Below are 12,091 nucleotides of genomic sequence, written 5' to 3' on the forward strand. Positions count from 1 at the left end.
ACTCGGGCGCGCCGGGCCGTTTCGTCTGGCTAGCGTCGCGTCAGGGAAAACCATGATTTTCGCCTGCGGTCGATTGAATTGGCAAATTCATTTCTTGGATCGATTGATTCCCCTTTCGCATGAGAGCGAGCGGGAGTCGTCCCGTCGCACAGCAAATTTCAGACCCCGCGTGCCCGCAGAAGACGATGCAATCGTCCTAAGAATCAGCGCGCAAATAAGGACCTCGAAGCGAAAAAACTCTGACGTAACATGGTGTTACAACCATCGCGCGGGCCTAACACTTTTTGGCTCGACGGCTCGCGCGAAGGTTAATAAATTATTGGATGCGCTGGTCGGGCGATGCGCTCATTGTTCACATCGATGGCTGTTCGCCGGCATCGATGACGGCTCGCGCTTCCTTCGACGGCTAGGTTCCGGTTGAACGGATGAATTCTCGTGCTGGATGCAGGCAGTTCTGACATGGCGCCCACAGGCTTTCGCAAGACGACTCGGTTTCTCGCTTCCACCGCGCTCATCGCGCTCGCGGCGGCGGGATCGCTCGCGCTCGCCGGGCCGCGCGTCGAGTGGTTGTCGTCGGCCGTGTTCGAGGATTCGGCCGCGAGCCGCCAGTCGCTGCATGCCACGCCGATCGCCGCCAAGGAAGGGCTCACACCCGTGAGCGCCGAGATGCGCCCGACGCCTCGTGGCGAGCAAGCCACGGCGTTTCACGGCACAGGCTCCATCCGCGCGGACATCACACGCTATAACGAAGAACGCAACGTGCCCCGTCCGCAGGGCCGCCCATCGGACGACGGCCGCGCGCCTGCCGCATCGAACTTCCGCAACTGAGCGGTCCAACTCGCGTCTCCTAATCGCGCGACACCATCCTTCGCCCAGTTAACGAAAAACAATTAGCGCGTCCAGCCCGCATGTCACGGTGACGTAATCTCGCCACAATAAGGCGTCACTTTTCCTGTCAGACGTTCCCCTCTTTTTTCCGCGCAAGGACAATGCGGCCTTCGGCTCATTGCGCGGCTTCCCTTTGTTTCGAAACTCCTTTCATCGCGTCGGAAGGCGCGCCGCGCCTGCTTTCCGGTGAGTCGCATCGCGTGGTTCGCAGCGGTGAGATGCGGGCGGCGCGCGAAAAGCATGAGCGTCGCGATCGACGCTCGCATGACGGAGTACTCGAAACGCTATACCCGCAATAACGATAAAGATTTTTGACCGGAGAAATGGTCCGTAAAGATGGTGCCGCTCCACACGCGATGCCTCTCGTCAGAAGCCCATTAGGCCGGTCAGACGAGGCGAGCGCCACGTTTCTCGCCCGCCACGCTTTTAATTTTCGACAAAGACAGGAGAGTTCAAGATGCCAACCGTCAACCGTGCGCCGCGCAACACGCTGAAAGCGGCGGTCAGGGCCACCGCAGTCGCCGCGATGATCGGTTTTTTCGCCGCGGGCGCCGCTCACGCGCAATCGAGCGTGTCGCTGTATGGCCAGGTCGACGAATGGGTCGGCGCCACGAAGTTCCCCGGCGGCCAGCGCGCGTGGAACGTCAGCGGCGGCGGCATGTCGACGTCGTACTGGGGCATGAAAGGCGCCGAAGACCTGGGCAACGGCTACAAGGCGATCTTCACGCTCGAGAGCTTCTTCCGCGCGCAGAACGGTCGCTACGGCCGCTTTGACGGCGACACGTTCTTCGCCCGCAACTCGTATGTCGGCATTCAAGGCCCGATCGGTACGTTCACCGCTGGCCGCCTGACCACGCAGCTCTTCGTCTCGACGATTCTGTTCAACCCGTTCGTCGACTCGTACGTGTTCTCGCCAATGGTCGCTCACGTGTTCCTCGGCCAGGGCACGTTCCCGACCTACACGACGGATCAGGGCGTGACGGGCGACTCCGGCTGGAACAACGCCGTGCAGTACACGACGCCTGACTTCAACGGCCTCTCCGGCAGCGCGATGTACGCGTTCGGCAACAGCGCCGGCGACAACCGCTCGAAGAAGTACAGCGCGCAGTTCTTGTACTTCCACGGCCCGTTCGCGGCGACCGGCGTGTATCAGTACGTGAACTTCAACAACACGCCGGGCGATCTGCCGACGTCCAATGCCTTCACGATTCCCGGCTTCAAGAGCCAGAGCGTCGGGCAACTGGGCGCGTCGTTTGACATGAAGTACGTGAAGTTCTTCGCGCAGTACATGTATACGAAGAACGATATCGAACCGACCTCGTTCCATGTCAACACGGGGCAGGGCGGCGTGACGGTGCCGGTCGGCCCCGGCACGGTGATGGCGTCGTACGCGTACTCGCGCAGCAACGGCGGTCTCGATCAGACGCACAAGAGCTGGGCAGTCGGCTACGACTATCCGCTCTCGAAGCGCACCGACGTCTATGCCGCGTACTTGAACGACAAGTACACAGGCATGTCCTCGGGCGACACGTTCGGCGTCGGCATCCGCGCGAAGTTCTGAGCGAAGCGCCGAGCCGCAAAAGAAAACACCGCGCCGAGTGCGCGGTGTTTTTTTCTGCAGACGCCAAAAGCGGAGAATCAACGAATCGCCAGCCGCCTTTTCGCCTCCTCGTACTCCTCTTTCAGCCGCGCGACCAGTTCGGCGACGCTCGGCGTATCGTGCATCAGGCCGACGCCCTGGCCCGCGCCCCAGATGTCCTTCCACGCCTTCGCCTTGCTCGATCCATCCCCGAAATTCATCGCGGTCTTGTCGGATTCGGGCAGCGCGTCCGGATCGAGCCCCGCGTTTACGATGCTCCGGCGAATGTAGTTGCCGTGCACGCCCGTGAAGAGATTCGTGTAGATGATGTCCGCCGCGGTCGAATCGACGATCGCCTGCTTGTAGCTGTCGAGCGCATGCGCCTCGCGCGTCGCGATGAAGCGCGTCCCCATGTAGGCGAGGTCCGCGCCCATCGCCTGCGCAGCGAGAATCGAGCCGCCGTTGGCGATCGATCCCGACAGCACGATCGGTCCATCGAAAATGCGCCGCACTTCGCCGACGAGCGCGAACGGCGACGTGGTGCCCGCGTGCCCGCCCGCGCCGGCCGCCACGAGAATCAGCCCGTCGACGCCTGCTTCGAGCGCCTTTTGCGCGTGGCGCAGATTGATGACGTCATGTAGCACGATGCCGCCATACGAATGCACGGCGTCAATCATCTCTTTCACCGGCGCCCGCAGGCTCGTGATGAAGATCGGCACCTTGTGCTCGACGCACACGCGCACGTCATGTTCGAGCCGCGCGTTGGACTGATGCACGATCTGATTCACCGCGATCGGTCCCACAACCGCATCGGGATTCGCCGCCTTGTGCTCGGCGAGCGATGCCTGAATCTGCGTGAGCCATTCGTCGAGCAATTCGGCGGGCCGCGCGTTCAGCGCGGGGAACGATCCGACGATACCCGCCTTGCATTGCGCGAGCACGAGTTCAGGGTAACTGACGATGAACATCGGCGAGCCGATGACGGGAAGCGCGAGATTCTGCAGGACGGCGGGAAGGGCCATGAGACGAGTCTCCTGATGTGTCATCTCGTTTCGACGCTAGCGTAAGCATGCCTCGAAGCGATGGATAGGAACGATCGTTCGATTATAGGCAGCGCGAGCTTGCTACGGGTCCGGGCAAATCCGAGTGAATCCTCGGTTTTCAGGCAATTCAGGCGTTCGTCGAGTGAGCATTCGAAGCGCCACGCCTACAATGACCTGCACACCGACAACAAGAACGCACCATGTCTTTCGCAGGCTACGAGCCGTTTAGCGTCGACGCCGCGGGCGTCGCGATTGCGGGCGTGAAGGGCGGCAGCGGTCCGCCGCTTTTGCTCCTGCACGGCCATCCGCAGACGCACGAGATCTGGCACAAATGCGCCGACGTTCTCGCGCGCCACTTCACGGTGATCGCGACGGATCTGCGCGGCTACGGCGCGTCGGCGAAACCCGAGAGCGACGATCAGCACACGCCGTATTCAAAGCGCGCGATGGCCGCCGATCAGGTCGCCGTCATGCGGCACTTCGGCTACGAGCATTTTCTCGTGTGCGCGCACGATCGCGGCGCGCGCGTCGCGCATCGCATGGCGATGGATTTTCCGGATGCTGTCGATCGACTGATGCTGCTCGACATCGCGCCGACGCTCGCGATGTACGAAGCGACCGACCGCGAGTTCGCGACCGCGTATTTCCACTGGTTCCTGCTGATTCAGCCGTCGCCGCTGCCGGAAGTGCTGATCGGCGGCAATCCGAACGCATATATCGACCGCGTGATGGGCAATCGTCACGCGGGCCTCGCGCCATTTGCGCCGCATGCGTTGCAGGCCTACCGCGATGCGCTCGCGCAGCCGGGCGCGGTCTACGCGATGTGCGAGGACTATCGCGCGTCCGCGAGCATCGACCTGGAACACGATCGCGCCGACCGCGAGCGCGGGCTCAAGATCGCGTGTCCGTTGCGCGTGCTGTGGGGCGCGGAGGGCGTGATCGAGCGATGCTTCGACGCGCTCGCCGAATGGCGGCGCGTGGCCCGCGACGTGAGCGGCCGCGCGCTGCCGTGCGGGCATTACATTCCTGAGGAGCAGCCGGATGCGTTGATCGAGGAGATGCTCGCGTTCTTCGACACCACGGCTTGACGACGAAGCGTCAAGCATCTGTAGGGAAAGCACCGATGCACGGGGTATATCGTCGGGTTACGATCAATTCGACGTTGATCACGTCTATGTTCGCCGCTTGCCGTAGCTGACAAGCGGCTTTCTTTTTGGCCGCACGCTTTTTATGCGACGGCCACCACGCCCGCGTTCACCTTCACCGCGCCCGCCTGCGCGAGTTCCGCGACGATTCTCTCCAGCAACGCGCGGCGCTCGCCCGGCGCGGCAAGCATATTCGCGGCGGCGCGCATGGCGCGCGCCGTTGCGGTCGTCGCGAAGAGCGCGTCGAAGCTCATCGCGCGCACTTCCATCAGCTTGAAGACGATCAGCACCTTCAGCGCGTTCTTCGCGTTGCGGGCGGGATCGGCCTGCAAGTAGTCGAGCCGCGACGAGGCGACATCGAGTGCGCGCGCCACGTCCGTGAACGGCGCGCCGTGGCCGGGAATCACGAGACCGACGTCGAGCCGCGCGATGAGTTCGAGCACCGCGCGTTCTTCGGCGAAACCGCTTGCGCCTTCGAGCTCCGGAAAGATCACGCCGAAGCCGTTCTCCCACAGCGCGTCGGCGCTGATGAGCACGCGCGTCTCGGCGCAGTAGAGCATCAGCGAGTGCGGGTCGTGTCCCGGCGCGCCGAGCACGGACCATTCAAGTCCGCCGAGCATGAGCGTGCCGCCCGTCGCAATGGTGCCCGTGAAGCCGAAGCGGTCGCACCGCTGGCCGGTGGCGTTGAAACTGAGCGCGTGCTCGTCCCATTCGCGCACGGCGTCGGCTTCGCTCGCGGGAATCAGCGTGTCGCACGCATACGTTTGCTGAAGCAGCGCGTTGCCGCCGCAATGGTCCGAATGCAGATGCGTATTGACGATCAGATCGAGCTGGCGGCGCGGACCGAGCTTCTGCCTGACGAGCGCTAACGTTTGCGGCGCATGGGAAACGTAGCCTGTATCGACGAGCGCCGCGCCTTCGTCGCTGACGAACAGCACATTGTTCGACGAGAGCCAGCCGCGCTCGAAGACGGTCATGGAGTCGGGTAGCGCGTTCAAGGCGCGGTCTCCTTCGGCATCACGACGATGGTCGCGGTCGCCTTCATCACGGTTTCGCCGAGTTGATTCTGAGCGCCGCCTTCCAGCTTCGTCAGATCGCCGCCGAGGCTCGCTTTCCACTTCGCTTCGATCACTTCCCAGCGCATGGTGAGCACGTCGCCGGCTTTCACGGCGCGCGTCAATTTGATGCCGAATTCGAGGCCGAGCGGCTGCGCGTATCGCGCGAAGTGGTCGGCGATCATCGCCATGAGATGCGCGGTCGGCTGCGTGCCGGACGCGATCAGCGCGCCGAAGCGGCTCGCGCGTGCGTAGGCTTCGTCGTGATGCAGCGGGTTCGTGTCGTTGACGAGCGTCGCGAATTCGCGGATGGAATCGGCCGGCAGCGCGAGCGTCGCCTGGAACGATTCGCCGATCATCACGACGCGCGCGCCTTGCTTGCGGCTCGAAATGCGCGCGAGCACGCCGCGTTTCCCGGCGTCGTCATACGCGCTCCATTCCGCGATCTCGTCGATGGTGCGAAGGCAGCCATCGCAGAAGCCCGTTTGCGCATTCATGCGGCAGACGTCGACGCACGGCGACGGCACGCCGTTCATTGGGCCGCCGTCTCGCGCAGCGCGACATCGGCGACCGGCGCGCCCGTCAGATCGATCAACTCGCGCGGCGACAGGTTGAAGACCGCGTGCGGATGCCCGGCCGCAGCCCACAGGCTGTCGAGCGCGAGCAGGTCTTCGTCGATCAGCGTGACCGGCTCGACCGCATGCCCGATCGGGCACACGCCGCCGATCGCGTAGCCGGTCTTTTCGCGCACGAACTTCGCATCCGCGCGGGCGAGTGCGCCGACGCGCGCCGCGACTTTCGCTTCGTCCACGCGATTCGCGCCGCTCGCGATCACGAGCACGGGCGCATCGTCTTCGCGGCGGCGAAAAAGAATCGACTTGGCGATCTGCGCGATCGAGCAGTCGAGCCCGGCCGCCGCTTCCGCCGATGTCTTTCCCGTCTCGGGCAGCATCACGACCGGATGCGGATGACCGCGCTCCTGCAACAGCAACGCGACGCGGCGCGCGGAATCAGGCAGGGCTTCGATAGGAGTCGGTTCGATCATGGAGTTTCTCTTCGTGACACGCTTAGACGCAGACTTCGCCGCTCTTTTTCTTCGCCAGCAACGCGCGGCCGGCGCGGGATGCGCTCGGCTTGCCGATTGCGCGCGAAATGAAGTCACCGATCTCGACGAGCTCATCGAGTTTCACGCCGGTCTCGATGCCGAGCCCGTTCATCAGATACACGACGTCTTCGGTCGCCACATTACCCGTCGCGCCCTTCGCGTACGGACAGCCGCCGAGCCCCGCGACCGACGCATGAAAAATCTCGATGCCTTCGAGCAGCGCCGCATAGATGTTGCCGATGGCCTGGCCGTACGTATCGTGAAAGTGGCCGGACAGGCGCTCGCGCGGAAACACCTTCGACGCCGCCGCGACCACTTCGCGCGTGCGCTTCGGCGTGGCGACGCCGATGGTATCGGCGATGTCGATCTCGTCGCAGCCGAGCGCCTTCATGCGCTCGACGACATCCACGACGGACGCCACGCTCACTTCGCCCTGATACGGGCAGCCGAGCGCGCACGAAATGCTCGCGCGCAGCCGCATGCCGGCGTCCTTCGCGGCTTTCGCAACTGGCTCGAAACGCGCGATGCTTTCCGCGATGCTGCAATTGATGTTCTTCTGCGAGAACGCCTCGCTTGCCGCGCCGAAGATGACGACCTCGTCGGCCTTCGCTTCGAGCGCGCCTTCGAAGCCGCGCATGTTCGGCGTGAGCACGGAGTAGATCGTGCCCGGCCGGCGCTCGATGCGGGCCATGACGGCGGCGGCGTCGGCCATTTGCGGCACCCACTTGGCCGATACGAACGACGTGGCCTCGACATTCACGACGCCCGCGCGCGCGAGCCGGTTCACGAGCTCGACCTTCGTTTCGGTCGAGACGAATTCCTTCTCGTTCTGCAGACCGTCGCGCGGTCCGACTTCGACGATTTTTACTTTGGTGGGAAGCATGGCTGTCTCCGTTATAAGCACCACGCGATTCAGTAACCGCGCTCGAAATCCACGATGCCGCTGATCGCTTCGCCACGCGCGAGCGCCCGGATCTTCGCGGCGATCTGCACGACGCTTTCCTGGCGCAACGTCTCCGCCGATATGTGCGGCGTGACGCTGACGCGCGGATGCCGCCAGAACGGATGATCGGCGGGCAGCGGCTCCGCATGGAAGACGTCGAGCATCGCGCGGGATAACTGCCCGCTGTCGAGCGCGGCGAGCAGGTCGGCGTCGACGACATGCGGGCCGCGCGCCACATTCACCAGATACGCGCCGCGCGCGAGCTTGCCGAACGCGCGAGCATTCAGGATGCCTTCCGTATCCGGCGTATGCGGCAGCAGGTTGATGAGCATCTTCGCGCCGTCGAGGAAGGCGTCGAATTGTTCGGCACCGGCGAAAACCTCAACGCCTGCGATGTCCTTCGGCGTGCGGCTGTAGCCGCGCACCGGCACGCCGAGACCGACCAGCGCACGCGCCACTTCAGCGCCGAGCACGCCGAGTCCCAGCACGCCGACCGTGAAGGTCCCGCGCGCATGCTGCGGGAGTTTCTGCCAGCGGCCTTCGCGTTGCTGCGCGTCGTATTCGTCGAAGCGGCGCATGAAGCGCAGCACGGCATAAGTCGCGTATTCGACCATCTGCTGCGCCATGCCGGTGTCTTCCAGACGCACGAGCATCGCGTTGGGCGGCAGCGTGCCCGGCTCCTTGCGCTCCACATCCAGAATGGCATCGACGCCCGCGCCGAGATTGAACACGGCCTTAAGATCCGGACGATCGGCGAACAGCTCGCGCGGCGCGCGCCACACGACCGCATAGTCGGCGTGCGCGGTGTCGCCCGGTTGCCATACGCGCACGTCCGCTTCCGGCAGTTCGCGCGCGAAGTCGCGCAGCCAGGCGTCGGTGTCGGTGTGCTGCTCGTAGAAGATGATCTTCATGCGGCTCACTTGGCGAACAACTGGCCGATGTCGTTGAACGCCTTGAATTCCAGCGCGTTGCCGCACGGATCGAGGAAGAACATCGTCGCCTGCTCGCCGACTTCGCCCTTGAAGCGGATATGCGGCTCGATGATGAACTTCGTCCCCACGCCCTTCAGACGCTCGGCGAGCGCGTGCCAGTCGCTCATCGAGAGCACGACGCCGAAGTGGCGCACCGGCACGGCGTCGCCATCGACCGCGTTCTTCGCGGCGGGGCGTGCCTCGTCGGGCGACAGATGCGCGACCAGTTGATGCCCGAAGAAATCGAAATCCACCCACTCCGGCGAACTGCGTCCTTCGGGACAGCCGAGCAACTCGCCGTAGAACGCGCGGGCGTTCTCGAGACTGGTGACGGGAAAGGCGAGATGGAACGGCTGCAGCGTGCGTTGCGTCCTCGAATGGTCCGCGTGCTCGAAGCGGCCGGCGGATTCATCGGGTAGATCGGACATACGGCCTCCCTGTGGCGACGATGCGGCGATTCGGGACATTTTACGGTGACGGCGCGCTCGGCGTGCGGCTGCGAATAACCAAATGACGATTGAATCGTTCGCGGCCGCGCTGCATCACGCGAGAATGAAGCCTGAACCGAATGCAGCCGAGGCACGCATGAACATGAACGACGAACCCTTGCGGCGGCCGGTGCTCGTGACCGTGCCCGGACTGCACGGCAGCGAAGGCGCGCACTGGCAGAGCTGGCTGGAGCGGCAATACGAGGAGGCATCGCGCGTCGAGCAGGCCGACTGGGACGCGCCGCATCTCGACGAGTGGGCGAGCGCCGTCGAAGCGCGCCTCGACGCGTTGCAGCGGCCCGCCGTGCTCGCCGCGCACAGCTTCGGCTGTCTTGCGGTCGCGCATGCGTTCAGGCGTGCGCGCAGCCGCGCGCTCTCGCGCGTGACCGGCGTGTTGCTGGTCGCGCCGGCGAGCCCCGACAAGTTCCGGCTCGCGGGCCGGTTCGAGCCACAGCGACTTGTCGTGCCGTCGATCGTGGTCGGCAGCGAGACGGACCCGTGGATGCCGATCGACCGGGCGCGCGATCTCGCGCAGCATCTGGGCAGCGCGTTCGTGAATTTCGGCGATGCCGGGCACATCAACACGGCGGCGGGCTTCGGGCCGTGGCCGCACGCGAAGTATCTCGTCGATACGCTCGCGCACTACGCTCCGCCCGAGGCGAACGGCGAGCGCGAGCGGTTGCAGCGTGAACATGCGTATGGCTGATGCTGCTTAAGCGCATCCGATAACATACATGGCCGCCTTCGAGCGGCCTTTCGCTTTCTGATTACGGGGAACTCATGGCGGCATTCAGGCAAATCGCGCTCGCGACATTGATGATGGCGACGGGCGTCGCGCACGCGGACACTACGCTGCTCAACGTCTCCTACGACGTGACGCGCGAGCTATACAAGGACATCGACGCCGCCTTCGTCGCGGACTACAAGAAGCGCACCGGCGAGACCGTATCGGTGAGGCAGTCGCATGGCGCGTCGAGCGCGCAGGCGTTGTCGGTGATGCAGGGCTTGCAGGCGGACGTGGTGACGATGAACCAGCCGAACGACATCGACCTGCTCGCCGAGCGCGGGCAACTCGTGCCGGCCAACTGGCGCACGCGCCTGCCGAACGGCAGCGCGCCGTACACCACGACGATGGTGTTCCTCGTGCGCCACGGCAACCCGAAGCACATCAAGGACTGGAGCGATCTGGCGCGCCCCGGCGTGCAGGCGGTGATCGCGAATCCGAAGACATCGGGCAACGGACGCTACACCTATCTCGCGGCGTGGGGCTACAAGAAGCAGCAGGGCGCGACCGACGCGCAGGCGCAGGACTTCGAGAAGGCGATCTTCGCGAACGTGCCGGTGCTCGACACGGGCGGCCGCGGCGCGACGACGACGTTCACGCAGCGCGGCATCGGCGATGTGCTCGTGACCTTCGAAAACGAAGTGGGGCTGATCGAAGCGGGCGCGGGCGCGAAGGACTTCGACGCGGTGTATCCGTCGTCGAGCTTGCTGGCGGAGCCGCCGGTTTCGATCGTCGATAAGGTGGTGGACAAGCGCGGCACGCGCAAGCAAGCGCAAGCGTATCTCGACTTCTTGTACACGCCGCAGGCGCAGGAGATCATCGCGCAGCATCATTTGCGGCCGCGCAACGCGGACGTGCTCGCGAAGCATGCGAGCGAGTTCAAGCCGCTGAAGACGTTTACGGTGGAGCAGGTTTTTGGAAGCTGGCAGAAGGCGCAGCAGACGCATTTTGCGGATGGCGGGACGTTCGATCAGATCGTCGCCGACAAAAAATAAAACCCTCGCGGGGCTCGCGACCACCGACGCGAGCCCCGCGCTTAACGCTCAATCTCCGCAGTGCCGCGCCGCCGTTTCGTGCGCCGCTTCCGCCCGCATCCCCAGCCGCTCGATGAGCTTCCGGTCCGCTTCCGCCTGCGGATTACTCGTCGTCAGCAGTTGATCGCCGTAGAAAATCGAATTCGCGCCCGCCGCGAAGCACAGCGCCTGCAACGCCTCGTTCATCTGCTCGCGGCCAGCCGACAGACGCACCATCGCCTTCGGCATCGTGATGCGCGCCACCGCGATCGTGCGCACGAACTCGAACGGATCGAGCGCCTCGGTGCCGGTCAGCGGCGTGCCCGCCACCTGGACGAGATTGTTGATCGGCACCGACTCCGGATACGGCTCCATGTTCGCGAGCTGCGAGATCAGCCCCGCACGCTCGCGACGCGATTCGCCCATGCCAACGATCCCGCCGCAACACACGTTGATGCCCGCATCGCGCACGTGCTCCAGCGTATCGAGGCGGTCCTGATACGTGCGCGTCGAGATGATCTGGCCGTAGAACTGCGGCGACGTGTCGAGGTTGTGGTTGTAGTAATCGAGGCCCGCATCACGCAGCGCCTGCGCCTGATGCGACTCCAGCATGCCGAGCGTCACGCACGTCTCCAAGCCCATCGCCTTCACGCCGCGAATCATTTCCTTGATCGGCTCCAGATGGCGGTCCTTCGGATTGCGCCACGCCGCGCCCATGCAAAAGCGCGTCGCGCCGTTGGCCTTCGCGGTTTCGGCAGCCTTCAGCACGGCATCCACTTCCATCAGCTTGTCGGCCTTCACGCCCGTGTCGTGATGCACGGACTGCGGGCAGTACGCGCAATCTTCCTCGCAGCCGCCCGTCTTGATCGACAACAGCGTGGAAAGCTGCACGGCGTTCGGATCGAAGTGCTCGCGATGCACGGTCTGCGCGCGATACAGCAAATCGTTGAACGGCAGTTCGTAGAGCGCGACGACATCCGCGACGCGCCAGCGCGCGGGCGCTTGCGTCGGCGTGTGTGCTTGAGCGTGATTAGCGTGTTGAGCGGTGCCGGCAGTAAGAGTCTGCGTCATGTGAGT

General features: G+C 64.5%; 13 protein-coding genes. 5 read left to right on the forward strand and 8 right to left on the reverse strand.

The window, feature by feature from the left end; genetic code table 11:
• Positions 1-459: 459 nt before the first annotated feature.
• Positions 460-828, forward strand: a complete 369-nt coding sequence (locus JYK05_RS00340) for a hypothetical protein (protein WP_175938971.1) — start codon at positions 460-462, stop codon at positions 826-828.
• 517 nt (positions 829-1,345) lie between these two features.
• Positions 1,346-2,449: a porin gene (locus JYK05_RS00345; RefSeq protein WP_206467342.1), complete on the forward strand. Its 1,104-nt coding sequence runs from the start codon at positions 1,346-1,348 to the stop codon at positions 2,447-2,449.
• A 77-nt stretch (positions 2,450-2,526) separates the two neighbouring features.
• Here the strand turns inward: JYK05_RS00345 and JYK05_RS00350 are convergent, their stop codons facing one another.
• Positions 2,527-3,489 carry a nitronate monooxygenase family protein gene (locus tag JYK05_RS00350; protein ID WP_206467343.1) on the reverse strand — a complete coding sequence of 321 codons (963 nt, stop codon included), beginning with the start codon at positions 3,487-3,489 and terminating at the stop codon, positions 2,527-2,529.
• 221 nt (positions 3,490-3,710) lie between these two features.
• On the opposite strand from JYK05_RS00350, the gene JYK05_RS00355 reads away from it, so the two are divergent.
• Positions 3,711-4,598, forward strand: a complete 888-nt coding sequence (locus JYK05_RS00355; protein ID WP_206467344.1) for an alpha/beta fold hydrolase — start codon at positions 3,711-3,713, stop codon at positions 4,596-4,598.
• Positions 4,599-4,738: 140 nt separating this feature from the next.
• Here JYK05_RS00355 and JYK05_RS00360 read toward each other — a convergent pair whose 3' ends face one another.
• Genes JYK05_RS00360 through JYK05_RS00385 form a run of 6 tightly spaced genes read right to left on the reverse strand, consistent with a single transcriptional unit; the run spans position 4,739 to position 9,157 of the window.
• Positions 4,739-5,653, reverse strand: coding sequence for an MBL fold metallo-hydrolase (locus JYK05_RS00360; RefSeq protein ID WP_206467345.1), 915 nt, complete (start codon positions 5,651-5,653; stop codon positions 4,739-4,741).
• Complete coding sequence (locus JYK05_RS00365; protein ID WP_241269916.1) at positions 5,650-6,207, reverse strand: MaoC family dehydratase N-terminal domain-containing protein; 558 nt, start codon at positions 6,205-6,207, stop codon at positions 5,650-5,652. Before JYK05_RS00365 ends, JYK05_RS00360 begins: the two co-directional genes overlap by 4 nt.
• 35 nt (positions 6,208-6,242) lie before the next feature.
• Positions 6,243-6,755, reverse strand: coding sequence for a YbaK/EbsC family protein (locus tag JYK05_RS00370; RefSeq protein ID WP_206467347.1), 513 nt, complete (start codon positions 6,753-6,755; stop codon positions 6,243-6,245).
• A gap of 22 nt (positions 6,756-6,777) precedes the next feature.
• Positions 6,778-7,698 (reverse strand): hydroxymethylglutaryl-CoA lyase, encoded by a 921-nt coding sequence (locus JYK05_RS00375; protein ID WP_206467348.1) that lies wholly within the window; start codon positions 7,696-7,698, stop codon positions 6,778-6,780.
• A 29-nt stretch (positions 7,699-7,727) separates the two neighbouring features.
• Complete coding sequence (locus JYK05_RS00380; protein WP_206467349.1) at positions 7,728-8,669, reverse strand: glyoxylate/hydroxypyruvate reductase A; 942 nt, start codon at positions 8,667-8,669, stop codon at positions 7,728-7,730.
• Between the two features lie 5 nt (positions 8,670-8,674).
• Positions 8,675-9,157 (reverse strand): VOC family protein, encoded by a 483-nt coding sequence (locus tag JYK05_RS00385; protein ID WP_206467350.1) that lies wholly within the window; start codon positions 9,155-9,157, stop codon positions 8,675-8,677.
• A gap of 157 nt (positions 9,158-9,314) precedes the next feature.
• Between JYK05_RS00385 and JYK05_RS00390 the strand changes: the two genes are divergently transcribed.
• A complete protein-coding gene (locus JYK05_RS00390) occupies positions 9,315-9,923 on the forward strand; it encodes an alpha/beta hydrolase (RefSeq protein ID WP_206468170.1) in 609 nt (202 codons plus the stop codon).
• 74 nt (positions 9,924-9,997) lie between these two features.
• The gene (locus JYK05_RS00395) at positions 9,998-10,996 is read left to right on the forward strand and encodes a sulfate ABC transporter substrate-binding protein (RefSeq protein WP_206467351.1); all 999 of its coding nucleotides are present in this window, start codon (positions 9,998-10,000) and stop codon (positions 10,994-10,996) included.
• Between the two features lie 48 nt (positions 10,997-11,044).
• Here the strand turns inward: JYK05_RS00395 and bioB are convergent, their stop codons facing one another.
• Positions 11,045-12,085 carry a biotin synthase BioB gene (bioB, locus tag JYK05_RS00400; protein ID WP_206467352.1) on the reverse strand — a complete coding sequence of 347 codons (1,041 nt, stop codon included), beginning with the start codon at positions 12,083-12,085 and terminating at the stop codon, positions 11,045-11,047.
• Positions 12,086-12,091: the final 6 nt, after the last annotated feature.

This window comes from Caballeronia sp. M1242 (assembly GCF_017220215.1).
Lineage (GTDB): Bacteria > Pseudomonadota > Gammaproteobacteria > Burkholderiales > Burkholderiaceae > Caballeronia.